Genomic DNA, 26,978 nt, shown 5'->3' on the forward strand with positions numbered 1-26,978 from the left:
TCAAATACGGATGAACATCCTATATGGGGAAAGGCGGTAAAGAATGGCAGATTATCCTGATATATTAAAAAGAGAGCATTTGACCAATGAGGAACGCAAATGCATCTGCAACCAGCTGATGACCACGGAAAGCCATATGGAACGGCTGATACTGAAACATTTTACAGATGAAGATTTCCGTAAGGTCTGGGAGCGCAAGATAGGCGGAGGGGTCATAGGAGGCAAGGCCTGCGGCCTGCTTGTGGCGAGAAAACTGATTGAAGGGAACATGCCCCAATACTCCGGACATATCGAACCGCATAATTCCTTCTTTATCGGCACGGATATATTCTACCGGTACCTGGTGCTGAACCGCTGTGCCGAGCTTAAGGCGCAGCATACCCTGGAAAAGGAGCATTTTAAGGAAACAGAAGAACTGACAAACCGGTTAAGGAAGGGCATGATTCCGGATGATATACATAAAGAACTGGCAGACATGCTGGACCATTATGGAACCACCCCTATTATTGTACGTTCCAGCAGTATCATGGAAGACGGATATGGCAATGCCTTTTCCGGCAAATACGAATCCATCTTCTGTATGAACCAGGGAACAAAGAAGGAACGGCTGGAGGAACTGGAGGACGCCATCCGCCGTGTCTATGCCAGCGTAATGAATGAACAGGCCATTGAATACCGCAGGAAACGTCATCTGCTGGATGTGGATGAACAGATGGCGCTGCTGATCCAGCAGGTGGCAGGGCAGGCGTACGGCAGTTTCTATTTTCCGGCTGCAGCCGGAATGGGCTGTTCTTACAATCCATATAAGTGGATGGAATATCTGAATCCTGAGGCAGGCATGCTGCGCATGGTAGCCGGACTCGGTACCCGTGCAGTGGAACGGACCCCAGGGGATTACCCACGTCTCATATGCCTGGACCGGGCACAGGCCAATCTGCGCACCACCATGGCAGATCGGCACAAATTCTCCCAGCGGAAGGTGGACGTGCTGGACTTTGCCGCCAAACAGCTCTGCACAAAGCCGTTGGAACAGATAATAGGGTTTCTGCCAGACAGGCAGAAAAAAATGGTCTTAAGCAGGGATACGGAGGCGGAAGACATGCTGGCGGAACGCCATATCTACAGAAAGGTATACTTTGCAGACTGCCAGGGACTGGTGGATGACATGGATTTCATACATCTGATGCGGGACCTTATGAAAATGCTGGAAGCAGCGTATGAACGCCCTGTGGATGTGGAATTTGCCGTTTCCTGCCCGGATCAGGGCGGATGGAAGCTGAACCTGCTGCAATGCAGGCCCCTCCAGGCCGTCCGTTCCGAACAGGTGCGGATTCCGGAAGGCGTGGACCATGAACTTCTGTTTGACGTGCGAAGGACGTCCATGCGGCGTTCCAAGGAAGAGCGGATTGATTACATTGTCTGGGTGGATCCACAGCAATATTACGAATATACCTATGCGAAAAAACCGGATGTGGCGCGGTTAATCGGCAGGATAAACCAACGCTTTGAAGATACGGATTACAAGTTAATGCTTCTGGTCCCCGGCAGGATCGGCACCTCGTCACCTGAATTGGGTGTCCCGGTAGCTTACTCGGAAATCAGCCAGTTCAACGCCATCTGCGAAGTTGCCTATGATAAGGCAGGATACCACCCGGAACTGTCCTATGGCAGTCACATGTTCCAGGACATGGTGGAGGCAGATGTCTACTACGGCGCCATCAATGACAACAGCAAGACCCGTCTTTATCAGCCGGAAATGCTGGCAGGCTGCCCGGAGATACTGGCAGGGCTGTGCCCGGATGAGCCGGAAATGCTTCGGATTGTAAAGGTATATGACGTCAGGAAATGCGGGGCCAGCCTGACCCTGGACGCCCACGAGGGGCGGGCGGTGTGCAGGATCAGAGGTATGCAGGATTAAAGGAACTCAGAATTAAAGAAACTCACGATTAAAGAAACTCACGATTAAAGAAATGTGGGAGGGCTGAACAAAGCCTCCCGCTATTTCACTTCCTTTTTCTGTGCTGCCGCTGCCTCCTCAGGCAGCCAGTCCGCCTTCAGATAATACGCCAGCATCCCAATGGCGCATATCACCCATGTAACCGGCCAACCGGTCATTACCACAAACAGGTTGTTGGTCAAAGGAACTGCTATCATAAGATAAATCTGTCTCAGCACAACAAAGCATCCCAGCATGTAATACATGGGAATCTTGGAAAGTCCGGCGCCGCGCAGGGCCCCGTTCAGGATCTGTACCACCGGCAGCACAATATATGCATAGGAGAAGATGCGCAGCATACCGCTTCCATTGGCAATCACCTGTACATCGTCCGTGAATACGCCAATCAGGTAAGGCGCAAAGAAATACATGCCCACGGAACCAACCAGGATGACCAGGGAACTCATCACCCATGCGGCCCAGATTCCCTTCTTCACACGCCGGTACTGCTTTGCCCCGATATTCTGTCCCACAAACGTGGTAATGGCCATATTAAAACTCTGCAGAGGCAGCTGGAGGAACCCGTCAATCCTGATGGCCGCAGAATAACCAGCCATGGCAGTTGCGCCAAACCGGTTGATGTAGGACTGCACGATTACATTGGAAAAAGATGTAATACTCTGCTGAAGGGCTGCGGGGAATCCGAAGGCGATGATTTTCTTAACCATCTTTTTATGAAAATGTATCTTGCGCAGTTCCAGTTTATAATCCTCCTGGGTATGCATAAGCTTGTACATGACCATGGCCGAGCTCACGGCCTGGGCTATGATGGTGGCAATGGCCACACCTGCTATCCCCATATGGAACCCGCACACAAACAGGAAGTCCAGCGCAATATTCACAAGGCTGGCAACTGCCAGATAGATAAGGGGATGCCGGGAATCCCCCACTGCGCGCAGGATACCCGACCCCATATTATAAAACAGGGAGAATGTCATCCCTGCAAAATAAATGGTCAGATACAGGGAGGAATGCGGCAGCACCTCCTCCGGCACCCCGATGGCCCTGAGAAGGGGCTTTGTAAAAAGCATCCCGGCCACGGTAAACACTACGCTGAGAAGTGCCGTAAGCGCAATGGAGCTATGGACCGCCTTACTCATATCTTCCTTCCGGCGTCCGCCGAAATACTGGGATATGACCACGCCCGCTCCCGCAGATAAGCCCATGAAAAAGCCAACCAGCATGTTAATCACCGGCGTGGACGCCCCCACGGCCGCCAGGGCATTGGTATCCACAAAATTCCCCACCACATAGGAATCCACGGTATTATAAAGCTGCTGAAAGAAATTGCCAATCAACAGCGGAATGGAAAACCATAGTATGGATTTGAATATGCTGCCCTTTATCATGTCTGTATTTGCCTGCTGCAAGATAACACCTCATTTCCCGTTTAAAAATACTCTTAAAAAGAGAAAGCAGACCATCATGAATCCGCTCTCTCTATCATACAACATTTACCCGTTATTTTCTATCACTATATTGGCTGTGTAAAAATATTGTAAATATGCCGCATCACCCAACCTTCACCGCATATTTGATGACATGGTCCTTTTTATTACTGAATATATCATAGGCTTCCATGATATGTTCCAGCGTGGTGCGGTGTGTAATCAGACAGCTGGTATTAAGCCTGCCGGTGCGGATCAGTTCCATGATTTCCCCGCAGCAGGAAGCGTCCACTCCCCCTGTCTTAAAAACAAGGTTTTTCCCATACATATCCGGAAGAGGGATGACCTGGGCCTCCTCATACATAGCCACCACGCAAACCACCGCATTGGGCCTTGCAATCTTCCAGGCAGTCTTAAAGGTGTCTTTGCCGCCGGCTGCCTCCAGGACCGCATCCGCTCCCCGCCCCTCTGTAAGCCGGAGCACTTCCTGAACCACATCCTGCTTAAGTGGGTTAAGTATGACATCCGCCAGTCCCTGTTTTTTAGCAAGCTCAAGACGCTCATCTGAAACATCGATTGCAATCACCCGGGCCGGGCCATACAATCCTGCGCACATAAGGGTACACAGCCCTGTGGGGCCCGCCCCAATCACGGCAACCGTATCAGCCGGTCTGATTTCAGCCAGGGAGGCTCCCCAGTACCCGGTGGACAGGATATCGCCGGTAAACAGGGCATCTTCATCCGTCACATTATCAGGAATAGGGGTAAGGCCGTTATCCGCAAACGGTACCCTTACGTATTCAGCCTGTCCTCCGTCAATACGGCATCCCAGGGCCCAGCCTCCGTGCTCATCCGTACAGTTATTCACATAACCCCTTTTGCAGAAAAAACATTCCCCGCAAAATGTTTCCACATTAACCGCAACCCGGTCTCCGGGCTTAAACCGTTTTACATCCTTCCCCACCTGGTCCACAATCCCCACAAATTCGTGTCCAAGGATAGTTCCCGGAACCGCCCTTGGGACTGCCCCGTGCTGGATGTGGATATCGCTGGAACAGATTGTGGTCAATGTCACCTTTATGACCGCATCCCTGGAATCCAGCAGTCCTGGTAACGGCCGCTCCTCAAGCGCAATGGTTCCTGTGTGTTTGTATACTACTGCTTTCATTGTTTTCTTTGACATATATCTCCTTTGGCAGACCAAACCGTCCTGCTTCTACCTTGATTTTATATTATATTCCTCAAAAAGCTGACTGCAGAACGCCTCATCCTTTACAGCCCTCTGCAGATCCCCAAGTCTGGACTCCTTTAACAGATTTTCCGTCAATGCCGCAAAGTCTTCAATTCCCTCGCTTATTCCCTGGCTAAACCCCTTACTAAACCCTCTCTCCTCAATTGCTTCACTCAAATTACACATCTGCCTCAACTCCTCTTCCAGTTCCTGTTCCATCTTCATGCCATAGTCCTGCTCCAGAATCCCTCTCTTTTCATCCACCGACATGTCCGGTGACAGCAGTGTGCCTAAAAAGCCATGGAGGCTTCCCTTAGAATCACCCGCGTTCCTCCCATCCAGACATATGATGACTACCGACAGCTTATCATAGCTGGATTTCAGCTCCGGTATCCTGCCCATGACATCCGTTTTCGTTATCCGGTATTCTGACATGGCATTGCCCACATAAGCAGGGGCGTTCATACAAATCATCCGGTCCGCAGAGCCGCTTCCCGGCCGCACCAGGTCACTCAATATGGATATCAGGCCTATCCATGCTCCAATCTCCTCCGCGGAATACCCTCTGTACTCCTCTGCCGCTCCCTGTAATATCCTGGCCAGGACCTGCCTGCTGCCCAGAACCCTTTTAGCATGGGCATCATTCTGCACATTGATTCCGGCTGCCTCAAGCTACTCTGACATAAATGTCTTTCTCTTCATCCGTACCTCCTTATACAGGCAGGATTTCAGACGGATTAAAAAATAACTGTCATCCTGGATTCCTGCCGTTTGATAGAAATGTGATTGTTCGGCAGAAACTGCCAGAATGTGCGAATGCACATATTAATTAAATGATTTAAACTTTGTAAATATGTAAGAATATAATTATAATACTTGATTGTTGGGGAATTGTCAATGTCCCTGACAAACCAGTTCAAACCAGTTTTTTAACACTGTCCACAAAAAATCCCCTCAACAATCCGCCACCCTGTAAACCTGGTCAGGATAACAACACCTGCTGCCTCCCACAAAAAAACAGGATTCATATCCTGCAATAGTAATGCAATGCGTAAATATCGGTGAATGCAGTACTGGATATAAATCCCGCCCTTTCCATTTACATATCCGCCAGGGAATGTACAATACCAGAAGTAGCATCATACAGACGCAGGTATTCCTTATAATATTTATCGTATATCCAAAACCTGTCCCAATCCGGTTCATATACTTCTTTGTGCCGTGCCCATTTCCTGCCTTCTTCATATGAAGGAATCACGCCTATGGAAACCCCGGCTATGAGCGCATCTCCTGCCGGCGCCTGAACACTGTCATCCGTAGTAATTATCCTCAGGCCAGTCACATCCGCCAGTATCTGCATCCAAAGACCTGAACAGCAGGCTCCCCCTGACACAATACAGGTATCTCCGGATAAAGCAAACACCGGTGAAGTCTCACGTATCTGCCTGCACGCATAGGACAGCGCCTCCAACACGGCCCGGTACATATGTGCCCTTGTATGCTTCATGGATAATCCGCAGAATACTCCCCTGGCCCCGGAATCCCATATAGGGCTTCTTTCCCCCATAAAGTAAGGCAGCACCAAAAGTCCTCCGCTCCCAGGCGGTATCCTTCCCGCCTCTTTCTCCAGTATCTGAAGATCCGTCTCCACCACTGTCCCCAGCCTTCTGGTAAACGGAGCCACCTGTTCCAAAAACCACTTGCATAACACCCCCGCCGATGATATGCCTCCATAGGTGTACTTTAAAATCTTTGGCGCAATTGCATGAGGCATGGTCACCAATCTGGAATCCGTCGGAAAATCCCTGTGAAGGATTCCCCAGTTAATGGATGTTCCAATGACGGCTGTCTGTACATTTTCTTCAAATACCCCTGCAGAAATCATGGATGCAAGGCAGTCCGTACATCCCGCGCAGACTGGTATCCCGGGAACAAGCCCCATCTTCATAGCCGCCTCTTCTGTCAGATATCCCGCTATATCCTGAGGTTCCATCAGATGTTCCGGAAACAGACTTTCCCTGATTCCAAGCCGCTCCATCGTCGGATAGGACCATCTGCCTTTATCCAGGTCATAAATTCCTCCTATATTAGCGGCAGCCGTATGGTCCATCGAGATTTCACCGGTAAGGCAATACACAATATACCCGTTAGAAGACAGAAGCCATCGTATTTTTTCCCATATATCCGGTTCATTATCCCGTATCCATAGTATTTTATTAAAACCAAAATATGCGTCATTCCGGTTCCCGGTAATCGAAAACAGTTCCTCATCAGAAACCAGTGTCCTGGTATTACAGCACTGAAGCACAGCCCTCCTGTCCATCCATATGATGGCGTTCCTCAATGGCTTCATAGTTTCATCAAGTGGGACACCGCTTCCTGCAAACAGGCCGCTGACACAGATTCCAGCCACGTCGCCTGGCCGGACTCCGGCCAGGACGGCCGCCTGCTTAACCGCCTGTCCGGATGCCTGGTAAACCGCCTGTTCCCACAATAGCGCGTCCTGCTCCGCCCATCCGTTTTCCAGGCAGATTACAGGATAACCAACCAATGCCTCCCCCAGGATTTTTCCGTCTGTATCCACCACGGCCGCCTTTGTGCCGGATGTACCCACATCAATACCAATCAGTACATTTTTCATAGGCTTCTCACCATACCTTTGTTCCAGTATCTGTATATAGGTTCCAGCGCATGATACGTCTGTCTGTACAACCCGAAACGGGCGCTGTAAATATCAGCTTTCTCTTTCTGGGGATAATAAACCCGGTCCGTCTTAACAAGACATGAAACACCTTCTTCCACAGTCTTAAAGTATCCAAGGCCGTTCAATGCAAGGATGGCAGCACCAAGGGAAGCCGCCTCCCGGTTCTTCATGGTGGAAACCGGCTGTCCTAACACATCTGCTTTCAGCTGTACCGTCCGGTCATGTGAGGCACCGCCTCCAACACAACGGATATCATCTGCCCGGATTCCCATGTCCCGGAATCTTTCTGCATTCAGACGTATTTCATAGGACAGACCCTCCAGCAGCGCCTTCCCCACCTCCGCCCTGGTTGTGGACAGGGTCAACCCCAGAATGGATCCTCTGGCAGAGATATCACAATAAGGCGTCCCACTCCCGTTCAGGTGAGGCAGGAATAAAAGCCCGGAAGGCGTATCCTCCATTTCCTCCACCATCACATCATAGGCTTTCCTGCCCTCTGCACCGGCCCGTCTCTTTTCTTCTTCTGAAAAACAGTCCCTGTACCATCTGAATACAATCCCGCCGCAGTGGTTCAGCGCAAATGTAAAATATTGCCCCTTAACCCCATGGTGGTAGCAGGGATAGAAGCCATCGCACATTTCTTCCGTTAATATAGGTCTGCGAAAGCCGGCGGAAAGCACCTCAGCCGTGCCATGGGAATCCACGGCCACTCCCGGTACAACAGCGCCAGCCCCCACACCTGCACAGGTCTGGTCATGCCCTCCTATAACCAGGAAAGGCTGATTGCGCAGACATAGCTGCCTCGCTGTCTGCCTAAGCATCCTGCCAGCCACACTGCCAGAGGGGATGATGTCCGGAAGCACAGACCTGTCTATGCCGCAGACACTCAGCATCTGCCGGTCCCAATCCCCGCTCAGGTGCCCGCACAGCATGGAGCGGGACGCCATTGTCATATCAGTCACATATCCGTCCGCCCCCATGCGCCTGACAAGATAACCGTCATAGGTCAGATACTTATAGGTCTGCCGGGCAATTTCCTTCCACTCCTGCTGAATCCACATGATTTTCGTTGCCGAGTTGATTGGATGGGGCCTCATTCCTGTTTTTGAGAAAATGTGGTATGACCCCATTTCCTGGTCGCACCACCCTGCCTGGGGAGCGCTCCGGTTATCCATCCCCAATATGGCGCTGCAAAGGGCTTTCCCATCCTCATCCACAGGAATGACCGCATCCCCCTGAACAGACAGCGATACCGCGTCCAACTCCCTTATACCTGCGTTGTAGATACAGCTGCCCATTAATTCCAGTATGATGTCAAATACCTTGCCTGCATCCTGCTCCGCCCATCCAACCTTAGGACAGATGACAGGATATTCCCGGAACGCCATGGACAGGATTCTGCCTTGCTCATCAAAAATGATTGCCTTTGTGCCTGTTGTCCCCACATCAACGCTGCAAATCCTCATAATCTACCTCACATAATCAATCATATCTCACATCAGCTGGTCCTGTAATCTCCTTAGCTGCAGAAGCATGGACTTATTATCCAGTTCCACCATATCGTAGGTTATGATTTCATCCTTCTTCACGTCACTGATAAGCTTCGCCCCCTTTGCCAGGCCCACGGGAAGCATATTGCCTTCCCTTGCAACCTCTGCCAGATCTATACTTGCGCGGTAGCAATACTCGCCAATGGCATCCAGTACCTGCCCTGCCTTCAAATCCATCTTAGCTATGGTTATGCATTCACTAGTCAGATGGTCCATGGGATGGGCCGTGGATTCCCCGTAAATCACTGCCTGGGCCGCGGTGATGGGCGTTTCAATGGAGCAGAGGTGGTACGGACGGTACAGAAGGTAATTAGGCCCGTCCCCCATATCCCTCTGGACCAGTCCATCGATAATCCTCTGGCTGTCCGTTGTGACAATCACAAATACCCCCGGAGCAATATTGCCGATTGCAAAGTCCACAACCCCTTCCTTATCCAGGACGCCGCCCTGGCTCTTAAGGCTGTAAACCTTGGACAGCTGGTCCACATTACATTTGACACAGTGCATCCCGCGTACGTCAGGAATCAGTCCGGTGGCATTGGATACAGCGCACATTTCTATCATGGTTTTGGAGCCGTCCACAAATTCTATGAGCATCCTGGGGCTCATCTCCCGCTTGGCTGCCTTGTCGGCCCATTCCTTCATCCCCGGATTGGCATAGATGTCCAGGGGATTATTCTTCCCCTTTCCCGCCGCCACAATCTTAAAGCCCAGGGCTTTTGCGAACCGGTACAGTTCTACGATGGAACCAGGCTCGTCACCTGCTGTCAGGGAATACACAACCCCGGCCTTTTCAGCCATTTTCCTGAGAATGGGGCCCACGGTAATATCACATTCCACATTCATCATGACAATGTGCTTTAAATGGTCAAAGCAGTCCAGGGAAATCCTGGCTCCCATTTCCGGCGAACCTGTGGCATCCACTACTGCCTGTACCCCGGACAGGCGGGTTGCAATCTTATAATCCGTGGTAGCGATATACAATCCCTGCCGGAATGCATTTTCAGCTTCCTCCAGGTCCTCTGTCACGCATACCCCTTCCGTAACTCCTGCAAGCCGGTACGCATCCAGACAGATATCGGTCCGGATATCCACCACCACCGATATTACCATTCCCTGCATCCCGCTGATTTGGGCCACAATATCCTTTCCCATCTGACCCGCGCCAACCAGGGCCACGGATATGGGGGTTCCCTTTTCTTCCAATTCCTTCAGTTTCGTATCTATCTCGTACATTTTTTCTCCTCACATAATCATTTTTAGAAACACGGCACTGTGGTCATTCTGCGGTCATCCACGGCCTTACCATAATGTTTAAGGCTTTGCCGCATTTCATATCCATCATCCCCTGCACCAGTCCTTCCAGCGGGATTTCCCTGGAAATATACCTTTCCACGGAAACATTTCCCTGTTCAATCTGAGCCAGGGCTTTCTGCAGTCCGTCTCCAGGATAGGAGAAGGAGCCTACAACCATAATTTCATTATAATGAATCAGGTTGCTGTCCACATTGGCCATCCTGCGGCTGTCCCCAGGAGCCCCGCCGTATATGACCACGGTTCCGCGCCTGCGCACCATCCGCAGCGCATCATTCTGGACAACGGTTGTGGGAACCGCACAGATAACCACGTCCGCCCCAATCCCCTTTGTCAGCTCCAGGACCCGTTTTACAACCGCTTCCCTGTCACGGTTGTCCAAAATCTCATCCACTGGAAAACGTTTCACAAAGGGCAGGCGGTCAATCCCTGCCACAATCACCCTGGCCGCTCCCCTGGCCCGTGCAATCTCCGAATGCAGGCAGCCTACCGGGCCATCTCCTATCATCACCACGGTATCCCCCAGGGAAACATTGATACGCTCCTGACAGGCGCATACCCCCGACACCTTTTCCGCGAATGCCGCCTGGATATAGGACAGGCCATCCGGGATTTTCTCCACAAACCCCCGTCTGAGCACAAAACCCGGAAGGGCGATATATTGGGCAAACCCACCCTGTACATGGGTTCCCAGCATCCTGTGGTTCTGACAGAGGTTTACCAGGCCGCGTTTACAATAATAACACTCCCCGCAGCTGATATCAGGAGCCGTGGCAATCCTGTCCCCAGGGCCAAACCGCGCGCCGTCGCCGGCCTCCTCCACAATTCCCGATATTTCATGCCCCATGATCTGATTCTTTATCCCGCCTTTAAGCCCCTGGAAATAATTCCGTATATCGCCGCCGCAGATACCGCAGGCCTCCACCCTGACCAGGATACCGTCAGGCGGACAGGAAGGTTTTGGGACCTCCTTTACCACAATCCGTTCCACATCTTCATAAACAGCTGCTTTCATCCCGCCTTGACCTCCATATATCATCTTTATTCCTTGTTATGTACTAGCCTGTCCCCCACAGCGCCTCCGGGATGGATAAGCGCAAACCGTTCCCTGGTATAGCCGGTTTTTTCCATAAGGTAAATGGCGACCGCGTCAAAATATGCAATGACCGCCATGGTGCTGGCAGTGGCCAGCATGTTGAACAGGTCCGGCTCATGGCTTATCTTAATCCGTATTGCCAAATCCGCGGACGTTCCCAGCTTGGACGACAGATTCTCCGTCACCCCTGCAATCCAGGCGTGCTTCCCCTTCAGGCTGTCAATCAGATTCACAATCTCGGCCGTATTGCCTCCCTTGGATATCAGGATGACCACATCCCCAGCCTGTACCACGCCCAGACCTCCATGGACCGCGTCCCCCGGCGACAGGAAGCTGGAAGGAAACTCCACACAGGAAAAGGAATGTGCCGCCTTCCTGGCGGCGGCGGCAGATGTGCCAACCCCTGCAAAAAAAATCCTGTTTCCATTCTCCCTGGCCGCTTCCAGAACCTCACATAGCCGCCCTGCTGCCTGGTAATCCACTGTGCCGCAAAGCCGGGATACTTCCATGGACTCTGTTTCCCAGACATATTTAAATTTATCACCAATCTCCATCCTATGTCCTCCCTTAATGCAGCACCACCTTAATTGACTGTGTGCCGTCCTTTGCCAGGGCAAATGCCTTCTCATACTCCTCCAGCTTAAAATCGTGGGTTATGATTTTATCCACGTCAATCAGCTCTTTTGCCAGCATGTCCACCGCAACCGGATATCCTTCTATACCGCTTATGTGGGCTCCGATTACATCCAGTTCCTTCCGGTCGCCGATGATGCTCCAGTCCACCGCCGTATCATTCATGAACACACTGAATTCCACGTATCTTCCATGGGACCTGACCATTTTAAGTCCCTGCAGCACGCCCTCTGAATGGCCGGAACAATGGATGTATACATCGCATCCCAATCCGCCTGTGAGTTTTTTTATCTCCTCCACCACATCACATTCCTTTGGATTGAAAACATAGTCCGCACCATACTCTTTTGCAATCTGAAGCCGGTTCTCACGCACATCAATACCAATGACCAGCCTGGGGTTTTTCTTCATGGCCAGCTGCAGGTCACATAAACCAATGGGGCCAAGACCTGCCACCACAACCACGTCCTTAAACTTTATATCTGCCCGTTCTATGGTATGTACGGCACAGGAAAGGGGTTCAATCATAGCCGTATTTCTTTCAGGAATGGTTTCCGGGACCTTTATTACCCTGGAACCCCTGTAGTATTTCATGTACTCAGCCATGGAACCTTCCGCAACCTTTTTCTTGCTTCCATAGATATCCGTCTTAACACACATCCAATGTTCACCATTCTGGCAGAAATAGCACTCCCCACAGGCAATCACCTGTTCAGCCACCGCCATATCCCCCAGGTTAAGGCCGTACTTTTCCCTGGCCCTGTCCCCTATGGCCACCACGCGTCCTGTAAATTCATGTCCCAGTGTCACCGGTTCGTCTACCCATTTGGGAAGCACACCTCCGCCCCAGAACATCTGGGCTCCATCCACGATTTTTATATCCCCTGCGCAGATTCCTGTTCCCAATACCTTTACAAGTATTTCGTCTTCGTCAATCTCCGGGACCGGAACCTCTTCATACCGCAGGTCCCCGGGACCATAAATCCTCAGGGCCTTCATTTTTGTGGGGATGTTTTTTTCTCTAATCATCATTTAACCTCCTGGTTCATTATTTATTGCCTGACATGGCTGCTGTATCTATACTTCAAGCTGTCCATAAACATGGATGCAAATATGACAACTCCGTTCATAATGGGAATCAAATAAGTAGATACCCCCACCAGGCCCAGAATATTTTCAATCATTGTTATAATTAAAAATCCCATGCATACCCCGGGAAAAACTTTTCCGTATCCGCCAAACAGGCTGATACCTCCCAGCACAGAAATCGCAATGGCGTCAAACTCCCAGGAAACGCCAATGGTCTGCTGGATTGTACCCAGATTGGCGGCGCAGTAGAATCCGGAAAGGGCCGCAAATATACCGCAGAGCATGACGCACAGGAACCTGGTTGAATCCGTGTTGATGCCCAGCATCCTGGCCGCCTTTATATTGCATCCGATGGCGTAAACATTTTTCCCAAATCCTGTAATGGACAGCACCAGATGCAGGATGACCACAAGGGAGATGACCAGTATCAGGACCGTAGGAAACCCTCCGATTGTATCAGTCATAAAACCGTATATATTCTCCGGCATATAGATGTACATGCTCTTGGTAATCACCATGGCAATCCCTCTTAAGACCAGCTGCATGCCCAGGGTAACAAGAAGAGGACTCAAACGCATCTTCACCATGAAAATTCCATTCACAACACCAACCGCAGCCCCTGTCAGGATACATACCAGGATACCTCCCGCCGTTCCTATGTTCAGGTCCCGCATGGCGATACCGGACAATACCATAGAAAGGTAGGCCACAGAACCTACAGAAAGGTCAGTAAGTCCGGTTAACAGGACAAGGCTGATTCCACAGGCAATAATCAGGTACTGTCCATTGTTAAGCAGCATGCTGAACATATTCCTTATAGTAAGAAAGTTGGGCGAAGCATTGGCGCTGATTATGATAATCAAAACCAGCACAATATAGAGGGCATAATCCAGGAGCCAGAGATTTAATTTTTTGCCGAAGCTCATTCTATTATTATCCATCATCTTTACCCCTCACCAATACATTCTTTTATCAGCCTCTGGTTGTTGATTTCCCCATGCTTCAGGTATGCACCCACACTGCCGTCTTGCAGCACCACGATATTATCCGCCAGCTTCTGTATCTCCTCTGTCTCAGAGGAAATGACAATGCAGGACATGCCCCTGGACGCCAGCTGCCGTATCAGGTTCTGGATTTCCACCTTTGCACCCACATCCACTCCGCGGGTAGGCTCGTCCAATATAAGGATTTCAGGGTCCTTAGACAGCCATTTGCTTATGACCACCTTTTGCTGGTTTCCGCCAGACAGCTGCATGACCAAGGCTTCGCAGCCGGATGCGGCAATATGCAGGTCTTCTATGAATCGTTCCCCCTCAGCCCTTTCTTTTTTAGAGTTCAATACCCTGAGAAAGGTGCTGCTAAAAGCCCCCAGATTGGCTGCCGTCGTATTCCTCCACAGCTGCATGGGAAGGTATAACCCGTCATAATGCCTGCCCTCAGTCACATAACCGCATTTTTTAAACAGCTTTTTAGGGGAAATCGGCTTTAATTCACCGTTGTAGCTGTACAGCAGACTGCCGCCCGACATCTTATCCAGACCCAAAATAGTCCGCACGGTTTCCGTACGCCCGGATCCAAGGAGCCCCCACAGTCCCAGCACCTCTCCCCTGTGAAGATCAAAACTGATTCCCTTTGGAGAGCGTTCCCCTGACAGTTCCCTGACACGGAGTACAACCTCCTCTTTCATATTGCTTTCCACCTCGCTGAATACAACCTTCACCGGAACCATATAATTCACAATTTTTTCCTTCTTCAGCTCCTGTACGGTTCCCTTGCAGACAACCTGGCCGTCACGCATCACAATCACCCGGTCACAGATAATCTCCACCTCATCCAGATAATGGGTTATGTAGATGATTGTCTTTCCGTCCCGTTTCAAATTCCGTATGACCTGAAACAGGTTCTCCTTTTCCTTCATTGACAGGGAAGACGTGGGTTCATCAAACAGAAGGATTTCCCCGCCCAGGGAAAGTGCCCTTGCAATCTGTACAATCTGCTGCTCCCCTACCGACAGGTCGATTACCTTTTTCATAGGGTCCACGCTGCAGCCCAATGGTCCCAGTAATGCTGATGCCTTTTGGCACAGCTCCTTTTTGTTAAGGATTGGCAGATACTTGAATTTCCGGTGTTCCTTTAACTCTACCAGGAAAATATTCTCATAAACCGTCAGGTTATCAAATAATTGGACCTCCTGCTGGATAAATGCAATGCCATGGTTTCTGGATTCATTGGGAGAATGAATCTGCACCGTTTTATCATGTATCAGGATTTCCCCTTCGTCTGCTTTGAGGACACCGCCCAGCACATTCATCAAAGTGGATTTACCCGCCCCGTTTACCCCCAAAAGAGCCACCACTTCACCGCCATAAGCTTCTATGGACACGTCCTTTAGGGCATATACGCCCGGAAAACGCTTATGGCAATTCCTTATTTTTAACGTTGCTTCCAAAGTACCTTCCATCCTTCCTTATTTTATCTTCACCTTTGCAGTGGTGGTGTTCAGACGGTAATCCAGTATGGTCGCAAGAATTATGATACATCCCTTGATTACCTGGGCCGGATACGACTGAACCCCCAGCAGGTTCAGGGTAATGGAGGTGGTTGATATGACAATGGCACCTACTGCCACCCCGATTGCCGTTCCGCGCCCGCCCCGGTCAGAAGCCCCTCCGATGACCGCGGCTGCAAGGACCTCCGTGAGCATGGAAGGCGATACCATCCTGGCCGTGGCGCAGCCGCTCTGCACGGAAAGCATGATTCCGGCAATCCCCGCCATAAGGGCACCTATGAGGTAAGCACATATGGTAACCATCTTTACCGGAACCCCGGAAACCTGAGCCGTATGTTTATTAGTACCTATAAAATACAGCCACCGTCCAAATACTGTTTTTACCAGAATAAAATGCAGGATACCTACAAGTATCAGAAATACCACCACATACATTGGAATGATTCCTGCAATCTTTGATTTGAAGAAATCCGTCAGTACATCCGGCACCCCCCGAACCGACTCATAGTTTGTATACCATTTTGCAAACCCATCGGCAACATTCATCATGGCCAGCGTCACAATCATGGGGGACATCCTAAAGACTGCCACAGATATGCCGCTTACCAGACCGCCAAGCATACAGACCGCTATTATAATCAGACATCCTGTCATCCAATTGCCTGAATGGGACATATAGGTAACCCCTACCACTGATCCCATTGCCAATACACAGGGGAGGGAAATGTCAATGCCGCCTGTAATCAGTACAAATGCCAGCCCCAGGGACATGGTTCCATAGATGGCTGCCTGGGTTATGATATTAAACTGGTTATATGCAGATGAAAAGTTAGGTACAAATATAATCAAAAGTACATATACGGCTGCTCCTGCCGCCAACAGGGCAATTCGTTCCTTTGTCCGGAATGAAAGCTGCGTCATCCCTGTCGTTTTACCGCCATTCTTATCTTGTATATTATCCATCCCCTATTGCCCCTAATCTTAAGTGTATTTCTTAACTTAGAAAGTTTTTGAAAATCCACTAGTACAGCCCGGAAAGGCACTGCCACTCCGGGCTGTCAGCTTCTTCTTTCTATTTCAGATACTGGCTCAAATCTGAATCGGAATACTCCAGACACCACAGATAGTCAATCTTGTTATAGTTATCCTGATCCACGGTGTCGCCCTGAATCTTGAATATTTCTCCGTTCAGATCCTTACCTTCCATATAATCAATTACACATTCAGCTGCCTTCACCGCATTCAGCCATACAGGATTCTCTGTGCTGGATTCCTGATAGCCTGTTGCTATGGCTACAAAACCATCTGCAAATACATCGGTCCCCGCAATGTACACATGGCCTTCCTCGCCCCGCTTATGCCATTTGCCTGCACGCTGAAGGGCTGTGGAATATCCTGAATACTGTGAATCAGACGGTACATAAAGACAGTTTGAATCCGGGTAGGTCTGCAGGGCGGAGGTCAGATTGGTCAGGCATGTTGCCGGATCCCACTGTCCGCAGGACACGGTTGTGGCAATCTCCACATTCCATTCCTTACAGGCATCCTCGGTACCCTTCTGCCTGTTGATGGCATTTACGTCATTTTCATATCCCATGACAACAATCATATCCTTAGGCTCAATGCCGTCATCCTTCATATACTCAAACATCCTGATGGTGGACGCATATCCCTGGTCATAGCTGTCCATATTGACCGTGGCATCCGGAATTTCATCCTCCGAAGCGCTGCTGTCTGCCTCACGGCAGAAAAAGATGCTGCCCACATCATTGGAATGGCATTCCTTTACAGCTGCCAGGCTTGCTACATTGTCAATTGCGTTGAGGATAATCACATCGCATCCTGACCCAATCATATCCTGGACATTGGAATACTCCCTGTTCACATCTCCGTCTGAGGATACCGATACATACTCCAGCTTATATCCGGCTTTGGCCGCCTGCTCTTCCATTGCCTTTTTCACGTAATCATTGTAAGCGTTCATAATCGGTTCGTTCAGCGCGCTGATGACAAATCCTACCTTCACCTTCTTATCCCCGGATGCTTCCTGGGCCGAAGTTTCTGCCTGGTCCGATGTCTCTGCCTGGGCTGTTTCTGTCTTGTCAGGTGCTTCTTTCGCCGGTGCTTCTGTGACTGCCGTCGTGGCGGATGCAGTTTCCTGCGGCTTGCCCGCACACCCTGCAAGACACCCTGCAACCATCGCCAGTGTAAGAATACTACTAATAAGTTTCTTCATTTCATTTCCTCCTTAGTGTTTTATTAAAATTCATATTTGAATTTTATTTTTGAAATTATCCCCTCCCGTGCTGTATGTATTGTAACATAGACATTGTTTCTCACCAAAGGGCATTTTATATTATTTCCATTGTTCATTACCACTCGATTGTTAGAATTATGTCATTTTATACCGTTTTTTTCTACATTATACCCTTTTTTTCATCAAATATCACAATTACAATTTACCATAGTCATATTCGTATGTCAAGTAAAATCCTTTCATTTTTTCTTTTTTAATTTTTAAATTTGAAATTATAAAGTAAAAATATTTATTTTACACAGATTTTTGTCACACCACCTATTTTAAATAATATTTGTCTAATCTGCTTGTAAAAACATAGGTTTTAATATAGAATAGAGATAAAAATAAAAGGTGGTGGACCAACTTTGAAAAAAACCTGGGCTGAGTATTCTGAAAATATCTCCCATTCCTGCTTAATAAAATTTCAATCTGTTTATGATGATTTGAAAAGTGCTGAACGAAAAGCAGCAGACTTTTGTTTATCAATGCCGGAATATGTCAATACAGCCACCATTGGGGAGGTGGCCGGATGTGCGAACTGCAGCGAAGCAACCTTTGTAAGACTCGCAAAGCGTCTTGGATACAGCGGATATCCTGAGCTGCGGGAAAACCTTCTGCGGGAAGACTCAGAAGAGATTGCCCACAGTGTGGGGATAAAGAACTCGGATGATATCAGAACCATAACGACAGCAGTTTTTAACACCAATATACTGGCGCTGAATGACACCCTCAGTTCCCTTGACTTCGAGTTCCTCGAGGATGCTGTTAACCTCATATTGAAGGCAAACCATATTCTGATTGCCGCATCCGGCGATGCCAATATCGTGGCGCTGTCCGGTGTGGGCAAATTCATGCGTCTTGGCCTGCCTGTACATTACAATACGGATTTTGACACCCAGCTTGTATATCTGTCCCAGATGGGCGAATCTGATATCCTCATATGCATCTCCCATTCCGGACGTACAAAGAATATATGTGAGCTGGCCAAGGCGGCAAATAAAAAAAAGGTCAAAGTACTGTCACTGACCAACTTCCCCCAGTCCCCCCTGGTCAAAACCTCTGATATTGTATTGATGACAGCCGCATTTTCCCATGATATCATGGGCGAAACCCTTGCCAAAAGGATTCCCGCCCTGTGCCTGCTGGATACCATATACGTATCCATCCTATTCCGACTGTCAGACAAGGAATTGACCAAACTGGACGCGGCCAATAAAATCCTTAGGCTAAATAAGTTATAGTCCCTGTCGGAAAACAAAAGCCATGGAAAATCCCGGACTACCCAATGCAATGGATTAGGGAAAACCATATACGGAAAGGCCCATAAAGGAATTGATTGAAATATGGAAAAACAAAAAAAGCCTGGGTTCAAAGCCCGGGCTTTCTTTCATAATGGAATTACATATTCTGATGTATATCATGCCTCATCCCTGCGTTTTCTGCCTACCGCGGTCATTACAGGGAAGATACCGGATAACACCAGTGCCAGTTCTGTCCTGGCAGTATCCTGCCCGGTCTTAGGAAGCCTTCCTGTTAAGACAAAAGGAAGGCAGCGCCTTCCAGCCGTATTCCAGCTATCAGGCGCTGCCTTTTGGATTGATTCCTTTTAGATTGGTTCTTTTAGTTATGGCTGATTCAGTTATGCCTGATTCAGGCATCCTCATCTTTCCGCTTTTTGCTCATAGCGGTCAGCATCAGCAATATACCGGACATCACCATGGTTAAGGTTGACTTAACTGAACCCTGGCCAGTCTTTGGCAGAGGTGCCAAAGGTATTTCATCATCATTAATCAGGGTAGTGTCAAACGGTGTCTCGGGCAGTGGCGCTAACGGCACATCCTGGGGTGCAATGTTCACTGCTCCCGGACCGCTGTCATCGGACTGCGAAAAACGTCCCGGACCGCCGGAGTTGCTTCCGCCCCCACCGCCTCCATTGCCGCCGCTTCCGCCAGCGGTTCTGAAGTTTGCTATAAATGTGGTGTCATGAACAAATGCATCTGCCTGGATTGCATCTGTGTTATTGTACGTTTTACCTGCATTTCCGTCTATGCTCCAGTTGCTGAATGCATACCCGCTGTTGGCTGCTGCCGTGACGTTAGCCCTTGGATGGGCCGGTGTCACGCTGCCGACCTTGATAATCTCATTGGTTTCCGGGTCCCTGGTTATCTGCTGGATGGTGTGTACCTCACTTGTGGTCCCGCTTACAGTTCCATTATTGCCAGTTACAAAGGTGAAGGTTATCTGATATTTATCAGGTATCCCATCTGGGTTCTGAGGAATCTCCACACCAATTTCATCTAATACATAATATACCTTTACAAGATTAACATTGCTGTCAGAACCTACTGTCTTAGGACCATTGGCGCTTTCGAAGATATAATTCCTGCCATTAAAATCTCTTGGTACGGTGGTAAATGGAATGTCTATTCCAAATACAACATTATCTTTGGAATCAACTTCCCCTAACACTCCGTCATAGTAGTATTCAACCTTATAACTCAGGTCGCCTCTTATGGCAAAATGCGCTGTATAGGTATCTGCTTCAAATACCTGGGTTTCAGGATTCTTTTTCGGAATAAAGTCTGCATCTACTCCTACCTTTGCACCAGCCGTATCTGTCCAATGGGTAAATACATATCCATCTTTTGCAACTGCTTTGGATCCTTCCGGTTTTCCGGTTGCCGGGGCAAGGGTTTCACTTGATAAATCGACATTTCCACCCTTAGCTGCCACATAGTTGATGGTTATATCTGCATCCTCTTCAAAATTAGCTTTAAACTCGGTGGCTTTATAAACGCCGCTGGCTTTTGCCACTGCATCTATTTCCTGTCTCTCTAAGGAGACATTGGTTCCCACTACTTTGTCAGCCACTGTCCAGTTTACAAAATGGTATCCTGGTGATGCCTTTGCTGCGGAACCTTTTGCAATGCCGGTGGCAGGAGCCACTGTCTCACTTGCAGGATTCACGCTGCCGCCAAGGCCTGCTACGTAAGTCAGGGTTACATCCTCATTTTCCTCTAATAAGATACAGATTCTTTGAGCCGCCCTGGTATCCTTTACGCGGAAACTCTTCCCTAAGTCATCCTCTTCCCCTGATGGCACATCAGTTCCTGTCTTAAAGACTACTTTACCAGTACTGTAGCCCCGCAGTGAGGCCGGAACCGCTTTTATAATATCCTGGCTGGATGTGCTGGTCTCTGAAATACTGATATAATCATAAGCATATACGAAATCCGGACCAATTCCATATCCTTCAGAAGGCACCAGTTCATAACCTGTACCTATATTCTTCCAATATTCAACCTGGACAGTTCTAGGAAGTTTGTAAGTGATATGCAGGCGTGACTCTTTGCCTTCATGGAATACTTCATCATCTAACCCATCAAATGCAATAGCTTTACTGTCTTTTAATGTCGCATAAATCGCTTTGGACCATCCTGCATTTGTCTCATACTGAAGATATACGGAACTGATTTTAGCTCCCATATGATTCGCTTCCGTCTCGGCCTTGCTGTATGCCAGAATTTCATTTATACCTTCAAGGGTCAGGTTCTCCCCGCTCTGTGTTCCATTCTTTTTGTAAGTCAGAGGTGCATTATCCGGGCCATAATCTTCATAAATGTTAATATAATCCCCGTAACTGAGGTCTGGATTTGTATCAGGATAGTATGCCCAAACCTTAAAGGTCCCTACTTCCTTCCATACTGCAAACAGAATATCATCACCTGCTGTCAGTGTATAGTTTTCACCTGGCATGTATGTGGTGCCGGTTCCGTCTGCTTTTGTGTTCCAGCCCGCAAAGTAATATCCCTGTCTGGTGAACTGGTTTTCCTTTACCGCTACTTCACTTCCCACATTTCCAGTACTTGCAGACATTTCTCCGGTGCCTTTGTTGGCATCATAGGTAAGAGCGTCGCTATTCCCCTCCCATACCGCGTAGAAGGTCATTCCGTCTGTCCAGCCGCCTGCCGGCTTGCTGGGTGTGAATTTGAGATTGGTAGAAATGGGGGTTCCAAGTCCCATATCATTGTTAAACCAGCCCTTGAATTCATATCCCAGAGGCGTTGTGCCTGTTGAGCCTGCCGGCCCTTCTGTATATGCCATAAACTGATCTGTGCTTGGGGATACGCTGCCTCCGCCTACGGCCTCATAATAAATCGTTATAAATGGATTCGGAATATATTTGGCATAGAAATTAACCATCTTGTCAACCTGGTACGGGAATCCCACCGCCTGGCTGCGCTCCGCATCTGCGTACCATCCGCTGAACCGATATTCCACTCCGTCCACTGTCTTTACATCATCATATACTTTTTTCGGAGATGTTTTGTCTCCGATACTTACATCATGACTCTCAACAGGCTGATAGCCTTGTTCGCCTGCATCCCATAACCAATAGGTTGCCGTAGCCTTTTCCCTGGTAGTGACGCTGGCTGTCATATCCACATGGTAAACTGCCTTTCCTTGATCATGTGGATTATTATCTGCATCCACCCATCCCATTGGATAGGTTATCTTATATGGTGAATATGATATTTCCACATCAATATCATTAACATTGACCCCATAAAGATCTGCTATGATTTTCTTGATGTTGGTATCAGACGGATAATTAATGACTCTGCCGGCCGGATTATCAAGGCTGTAATGCCCCTCTCCCCCTACCATATCCGTTCCATGCTGGTTCTTAATACCGCTTACATCAATGTTTCCATATCCTACATATTTCCAGTCTTTATTTTCCAAAGAATCAGGATCCATTCCAGGTCTTTGAACATAGAAATATGCTTTAACCTCATGCTTCTTTACCGTAATCTCAAATTTCTGCTTGTAACGGCCATTCCATCCATATGAATAGGTGAGTGTTACAGTTTTACCGCTTGTATCTTTGGCATGTACAAACGCATATGGATACCAGACAGTTCCGCTCTCCTCCACGCTTACTACACTTGGGTCAGATGAAGTCCACGTCCCTCCAATCAGGGCATTGCGTGCTTCCAGCCTTATGGTCTGCCCTGCATACATGGTATAGGAATTCTTGTATTGTTCAGTTCCTACGATAGCATAGATGGAGAAATGTTTTGCTTCAAAAGATACGCTTGCTTCGTCAACAGAGGCGCCAACCGCTTCAACATTTACAATATCTGCCGCCTGAACGTCAATCTCCTGTGCAGCTACCTTTTCTTTTTCTTCCTTATCATTGTCCTGGACAGTCTCAACATACATGACCTCAACTTTGTCGGACTGGGCATTCTGCTCTTCCACAGGAGCGCCTGCAAATGTTACCCTTACCCGCTTGCTTCCGCCCCAGATATCTGAATCCAGCAGCTTATCGCCTAACCAGAGGTTAATGTCATAAGCCATGACAGATGAAACAATTTTGCCTTCCGCGTCTGCCTGTGCAGTTTCTTTTACTGCATTTTCAACATCTTCACTTACCCTTGCAGCAGATGCTGTTACTCCAACAGGAAGAACGCCTTCATCAGCGCTGATATAAATGATTACACCGTCGTCCATCACAATAGGTTCCAGTTCAACCGCGGGATGGGCCATGGTCTCATTCATATAAACTTCTACATCCTGCTCTTCATAGATATCCGGAACCGAATACCATGCGGTCTGGGAACCATTTTCATTATCAACAACTGCATCCGCCTCGATAATCTCATCATTTACAGAAACATAATCAATGGCAGAACCAAGCTGGTTCTTTACGCCAAATGTTAATGTTCCTCCCTCTTCCACGCCCCTGAGGCCTTCCACGATACGTGCGCTTGCCTCTGGATATACGGCATAGGATACCTTGTATCCGTCAAAATCATCTAAAGCCTTCAGCTGGTTGAGTGTAGCTGCATATACCTTTGCAGTGGAGCAATACCCCATTCCAACCAAATCCGTGGTGCCAGCCTTGGAAACATGCTTCTCTTCCGAAGGGCTTTCTTCTGTCTGCTGGGCTGTGGATGATGTAGCTGTTCCAACTGTTCCTTCCGGCTCTGAAGATACATCCGCCTTGCTTTCACTGTTATCCGTGAAACCGCTCTCTTCTGAAGCCGCGGTTGTCTCTTCTGTATCCGGTACAGTGGTTTCTTTGTCTGCTTCTGCATCAGTACCTTCTGCTGACTCTTCGGAAGCCTGTGGGGATTCGGCTGAACCAGCTGCTTCGGTTGTCTCTGTGGTTCCCTCTATTGCTTCCGTTGTCTCGTCCTTGCCAACGGCTGCCTCTTCTTTTTCCGGCGCCTCTGTTGCATTGGGTTCTTCCTCTTTCTCCGGCTCCTGAGTTTCTGTGTCTTCCTTTGCCTCTGGAGCATCTGTCTCTTCCTTCGGCTCCGGCGCTGCATCTCCGTTCTCATTATCTGCAACTACCGGTGCGTAATGACGCATAATAGATGCCACTGGTCCGGTTGATTCAGGCTTGGATGTTTCTGTTTCAAGAGACTCTGCTTTTGGCGCCTCTGTTTCCGGGGCTTCTGTTTCATCCGGCTGTGGGGCATCTGTTTCAGAGGCTTCTGTTTCATCCAGCTGGGGAGCTTCTGTTTCAGGAGTTTTTTCTTCGGTAGGTTCAGCGGCATCTGACCCTGTCTGGGGCTCTGTCTGACTTTCTTCCTGAGCTGCCGTGGTTTCCTCCTGTGTATCTGTTTCCTCCGGTGCGGTTGTGCTCTCAGAAGATGTGCTTTCTTCTGCGGCTGTTGTCTCCTCCGGAGCTGCTGCGGTTCCGTCCTCATCCGGTACTGTTGTCCCATCTGGATTCACGGTTTCTGCAGGAGCAGTTGTTTCTTCTGCAGATGGTCCCTGGTTTTCTTCGGGTGCCGGTGTCTCGGCTGGTTTAGAAATAAAATTTACTTTCTCATCACCATATGCCGACTCATAACTCTTTACCGTTACGCGCTTGGTCTTTTTGACCTTTTCCTTACCATCATCCATTCTTGTGATTTCAGTGGTACAGCTGATGGTGTCATCACCGTTATTGACATATAAGAAAATAATCTCCTCATCGCCAGTTACCATATACATGTCATCTGCATCTTCAGGCAGGCGTACAAACACGCGGAGTTCTGCATCCATACTGCCGCCTTCCGGCTCAGGGAATGCTTCGTAAATCTTTCCCTCCCCAAATAATAATTCCTCAAATTCAGCAATCTTTCCATTGGTGAAATCAAGGTCATCTGCTGTGACTTCATTACCATTGGCAATCGCGTCTTCAATGGCCTGCACAAGCTGTGAGCCGCTCATTGAAAATGTAACTGGTTCCGATGAACTGGCTGCATACGCCGTATTCACATTTACGCCTACATTTGTGATGGTCATTGCAGCCGCAAGTACAAATGCAAGGAACCTTCTCTGCACACTGTGCATGCTTCTTACAATCGCCCTGGCTGTTTTCTTTCCTTCCATACTGTTTCCCCTTTCTTACATTCTATTTCCAAAATCAGGATTTTTGTTATCTAGGGACAGTATAACAAATGCAGGTTACAAACCAGTTACATTTTAGGAAATTCTGTAAATTGGTTTTTATCTTTTAAATCATTTATGCTTGGTCATGGGATTTACCTCCCGTGGGCTTCGATTACATAAAACCGGGATTGATTTTTACGCAAAAAAGGGACGGCACCCTCCGGCTGATAATCCTTCAGCCGTAAGGCGCCGCCCTCTCTTATGCTTTTGTTACCTGTAACTTATCCTTGATTAATGATTATCAGGAATCCTCTTCTTTCCGCTTCTTGCTCATGGCTGTCAGCATCAGGAAGATGCCGGACATCATCATTGTAAGTGTTGATTTAACAGAACTCTGTCCTGTCTTTGGCAGTGCTGCCAACGGGATTTCTCCGTCATCAATCACTGTTGGGTCAACTGGTGAACCTGGAAGCTGTGCCAACGGTACGTCTTCTGGCATGATGGTTACTGCTCCTGGGCCGTTGTCGACAGATGGGGTTACACGGCCTGGGTTGCCGCCGCCTCCTCCGCCACCGCCTCCGGTGCTGCTATTGTAACTCCAAAGAGCGGTGTAAACTGCGTTTCCTGTGACTGTCTCAGCAATTTCCTTATCCCAGCCATTGAAGCTGTAGTTACCATTCGCTGTGGTCTGTCCGCTGAATGCAGGCGTCTTATCACCATAGCTTAATCCAGAATTGCTCTGTGCATCAAATGAGCCATGCTCTCCAGGATTATAGGTTACGGTAAACTGCTGTTTAAAGTAAACCCTAAGCACCATATTGCCATCGCCAGTTATCTTTGCCTCGAATACATTTGCTGCATTTGAATCAAGGATGTATCCAGCTGGCGCTGCTTTGTCTGTATCTGTTACAGCTCCTGTGGCATCTGTTGTTCCTGCCCTCAATGAAATATCATCCGGGGCTGCAGGATATTTACCTGCGTTCTCATAATAGAACTCAACTGTATACTTCGTGCTGTCGGAAGGAATCCACTGCGCTACATAGGTTGCATCCTTTGTAACGGTAGGTTCAACCTTTGGTTCCCAGCCTGCAAATACGTAGCCGCCTGTTCCAGGGGTACCTAATTCTGTTATTGGTGCCGTCGGAGTATTGCTGCCATAGTCAAGTTCATTTGTAACTGAAGTATCGAAAATTCCAACTCCGTAGGTTCCCGGTTCGTATGTTACGGTGAACTGTTGTTTGAAGTATACTCTTAATATCAGATATTCCTCGCCCGCAATGACCGTACCCTTATACCGATTTCCAATGGCATCTGTATCTAAGACATAACCTTCTCTTACCGGAATTAAATCATTCGCTGTGACTTCAACTTCAGAATCTGTCAATCCCTGTCTGATATCAACATAAGTTGCTTTATCAAAGTCTGGGTAAGTGCCATCTGTCTGATAATACATATGCACAACGTAATCTACTTCTTCAGCTACATATAAGACTTTAATTATATTATCTTTTTCTCCCATTATATATGGAGCTTCTTGCTGCACACCGCTTGAATATCCAGCCGGTCTCATTGAATCAAGCTGTCCATTATCTGTTCCAGAATCAAGTATAATGGGCTCAAGATATTTCGCACTGAGTTTTTCACTGGTCCCTATCTTATTTTCAGAATCCAATGTTCCTTTATAATACTCAACGATGTAATCATATGTTTCTTTTTCATAATTATAAACTACAGCATCACCGTTGTTCACGGTTGCCGGCAGGCTTTCCACTTCCTC

At 48.5% G+C, this 26,978-nt stretch carries 18 protein-coding genes; 3 read left to right on the forward strand and 15 right to left on the reverse strand.

Annotated elements, in window-relative coordinates:
* The first annotated feature begins 43 nt into the window (after positions 1-43).
* Positions 44-1,918: a PEP/pyruvate-binding domain-containing protein gene (locus tag DWX59_RS18810; protein ID WP_117560737.1), complete on the forward strand. Its 1,875-nt coding sequence runs from the start codon at positions 44-46 to the stop codon at positions 1,916-1,918.
* Between the two features lie 80 nt (positions 1,919-1,998).
* Here the strand turns inward: DWX59_RS18810 and DWX59_RS18815 are convergent, their stop codons facing one another.
* From DWX59_RS18815 to DWX59_RS18875, 13 genes are all read right to left on the reverse strand, one after another.
* Positions 1,999-3,366: an MATE family efflux transporter gene (locus DWX59_RS18815; RefSeq protein WP_227117050.1), complete on the reverse strand. Its 1,368-nt coding sequence runs from the start codon at positions 3,364-3,366 to the stop codon at positions 1,999-2,001.
* 142 nt (positions 3,367-3,508) lie between these two features.
* Complete coding sequence (locus DWX59_RS18820; protein WP_353626772.1) at positions 3,509-4,552, reverse strand: alcohol dehydrogenase; 1,044 nt, start codon at positions 4,550-4,552, stop codon at positions 3,509-3,511.
* A gap of 48 nt (positions 4,553-4,600) precedes the next feature.
* Positions 4,601-5,266 (reverse strand): hypothetical protein, encoded by a 666-nt coding sequence (locus tag DWX59_RS18825; RefSeq protein WP_117560739.1) that lies wholly within the window; start codon positions 5,264-5,266, stop codon positions 4,601-4,603.
* Between the two features lie 448 nt (positions 5,267-5,714).
* On the reverse strand, positions 5,715-7,256 hold the full coding sequence (locus tag DWX59_RS18830; protein ID WP_117560740.1) for an FGGY-family carbohydrate kinase: 1,542 nt from the start codon (positions 7,254-7,256) through the stop codon (positions 5,715-5,717).
* Positions 7,253-8,785 (reverse strand): FGGY-family carbohydrate kinase, encoded by a 1,533-nt coding sequence (locus tag DWX59_RS18835; protein WP_117560741.1) that lies wholly within the window; start codon positions 8,783-8,785, stop codon positions 7,253-7,255. Before DWX59_RS18835 ends, DWX59_RS18830 begins: the two co-directional genes overlap by 4 nt.
* 27 nt (positions 8,786-8,812) lie before the next feature.
* The gene (locus DWX59_RS18840) at positions 8,813-10,105 is read right to left on the reverse strand and encodes an NAD(P)H-dependent oxidoreductase (protein WP_117560742.1); all 1,293 of its coding nucleotides are present in this window, start codon (positions 10,103-10,105) and stop codon (positions 8,813-8,815) included.
* A 43-nt stretch (positions 10,106-10,148) separates the two neighbouring features.
* Positions 10,149-11,198 carry an alcohol dehydrogenase catalytic domain-containing protein gene (locus DWX59_RS18845; protein ID WP_235845110.1) on the reverse strand — a complete coding sequence of 350 codons (1,050 nt, stop codon included), beginning with the start codon at positions 11,196-11,198 and terminating at the stop codon, positions 10,149-10,151.
* A 26-nt stretch (positions 11,199-11,224) separates the two neighbouring features.
* Complete coding sequence (locus DWX59_RS18850; RefSeq protein WP_117560744.1) at positions 11,225-11,833, reverse strand: KpsF/GutQ family sugar-phosphate isomerase; 609 nt, start codon at positions 11,831-11,833, stop codon at positions 11,225-11,227.
* A gap of 13 nt (positions 11,834-11,846) precedes the next feature.
* A complete protein-coding gene (locus tag DWX59_RS18855; RefSeq protein WP_207660446.1) occupies positions 11,847-12,944 on the reverse strand; it encodes a zinc-binding dehydrogenase in 1,098 nt (365 codons plus the stop codon).
* 20 nt (positions 12,945-12,964) lie between these two features.
* Positions 12,965-13,945 (reverse strand): ABC transporter permease, encoded by a 981-nt coding sequence (locus DWX59_RS18860; RefSeq protein ID WP_117560746.1) that lies wholly within the window; start codon positions 13,943-13,945, stop codon positions 12,965-12,967.
* 2 nt (positions 13,946-13,947) lie between these two features.
* A complete protein-coding gene (locus DWX59_RS18865) occupies positions 13,948-15,450 on the reverse strand; it encodes a sugar ABC transporter ATP-binding protein (protein ID WP_166460266.1) in 1,503 nt (500 codons plus the stop codon).
* 18 nt (positions 15,451-15,468) lie between these two features.
* Positions 15,469-16,473: an ABC transporter permease gene (locus tag DWX59_RS18870; protein WP_117560748.1), complete on the reverse strand. Its 1,005-nt coding sequence runs from the start codon at positions 16,471-16,473 to the stop codon at positions 15,469-15,471.
* Between the two features lie 109 nt (positions 16,474-16,582).
* Positions 16,583-17,746, reverse strand: a complete 1,164-nt coding sequence (locus DWX59_RS18875; protein ID WP_117560749.1) for a sugar ABC transporter substrate-binding protein — start codon at positions 17,744-17,746, stop codon at positions 16,583-16,585.
* A 428-nt stretch (positions 17,747-18,174) separates the two neighbouring features.
* Between DWX59_RS18875 and DWX59_RS18880 the strand changes: the two genes are divergently transcribed.
* Positions 18,175-19,050: a MurR/RpiR family transcriptional regulator gene (locus DWX59_RS18880; RefSeq protein WP_117560750.1), complete on the forward strand. Its 876-nt coding sequence runs from the start codon at positions 18,175-18,177 to the stop codon at positions 19,048-19,050.
* A 102-nt stretch (positions 19,051-19,152) separates the two neighbouring features.
* Positions 19,153-19,419 carry a hypothetical protein gene (locus DWX59_RS18885; protein ID WP_117560751.1) on the forward strand — a complete coding sequence of 89 codons (267 nt, stop codon included), beginning with the start codon at positions 19,153-19,155 and terminating at the stop codon, positions 19,417-19,419.
* Positions 19,420-19,459: 40 nt separating this feature from the next.
* Here the strand turns inward: DWX59_RS18885 and DWX59_RS18890 are convergent, their stop codons facing one another.
* Both DWX59_RS18890 and DWX59_RS18895 read right to left on the reverse strand, forming a co-directional pair.
* Positions 19,460-25,201: a doubled motif LPXTG anchor domain-containing protein gene (locus tag DWX59_RS18890; protein WP_117560752.1), complete on the reverse strand. Its 5,742-nt coding sequence runs from the start codon at positions 25,199-25,201 to the stop codon at positions 19,460-19,462.
* 301 nt (positions 25,202-25,502) lie between these two features.
* Positions 25,503-26,978: doubled motif LPXTG anchor domain-containing protein (locus DWX59_RS18895; protein ID WP_353626773.1), on the reverse strand; the 1,476-nt coding region annotated here is incomplete at its 5' end.

This window comes from Enterocloster aldenensis, assembly GCF_003434055.1.
Taxonomy (GTDB): domain Bacteria; phylum Bacillota; class Clostridia; order Lachnospirales; family Lachnospiraceae; genus Enterocloster; species Enterocloster aldenensis.

Coding starts and splice junctions, on each gene's coding strand:
- DWX59_RS18870 (WP_117560748.1), bottom strand. CDS start 16,473: ATGGATAATATACAAGATAAGAATGGCGGTAAAACGACAGGGATGACG.
- DWX59_RS18845 (WP_235845110.1), bottom strand. CDS start 11,198: ATGAAAGCAGCTGTTTATGAAGATGTGGAACGGATTGTGGTAAAGGAG.
- DWX59_RS18850 (WP_117560744.1), bottom strand. CDS start 11,833: ATGGAGATTGGTGATAAATTTAAATATGTCTGGGAAACAGAGTCCATG.
- DWX59_RS18890 (WP_117560752.1), bottom strand. CDS start 25,201: ATGGAAGGAAAGAAAACAGCCAGGGCGATTGTAAGAAGCATGCACAGT.
- DWX59_RS18875 (WP_117560749.1), bottom strand. CDS start 17,746: ATGAAGAAACTTATTAGTAGTATTCTTACACTGGCGATGGTTGCAGGG.
- DWX59_RS18885 (WP_117560751.1), top strand. CDS start 19,153: ATGGAAAAACAAAAAAAGCCTGGGTTCAAAGCCCGGGCTTTCTTTCAT.
- DWX59_RS18830 (WP_117560740.1), bottom strand. CDS start 7,256: ATGAAAAATGTACTGATTGGTATTGATGTGGGTACATCCGGCACAAAG.
- DWX59_RS18835 (WP_117560741.1), bottom strand. CDS start 8,785: ATGAGGATTTGCAGCGTTGATGTGGGGACAACAGGCACAAAGGCAATC.
- DWX59_RS18820 (WP_353626772.1), bottom strand. CDS start 4,552: ATGAAAGCAGTAGTATACAAACACACAGGAACCATTGCGCTTGAGGAG.
- DWX59_RS18860 (WP_117560746.1), bottom strand. CDS start 13,945: ATGATGGATAATAATAGAATGAGCTTCGGCAAAAAATTAAATCTCTGG.
- DWX59_RS18840 (WP_117560742.1), bottom strand. CDS start 10,105: ATGTACGAGATAGATACGAAACTGAAGGAATTGGAAGAAAAGGGAACC.
- DWX59_RS18855 (WP_207660446.1), bottom strand. CDS start 12,944: ATGATGATTAGAGAAAAAAACATCCCCACAAAAATGAAGGCCCTGAGG.
- DWX59_RS18810 (WP_117560737.1), top strand. CDS start 44: ATGGCAGATTATCCTGATATATTAAAAAGAGAGCATTTGACCAATGAG.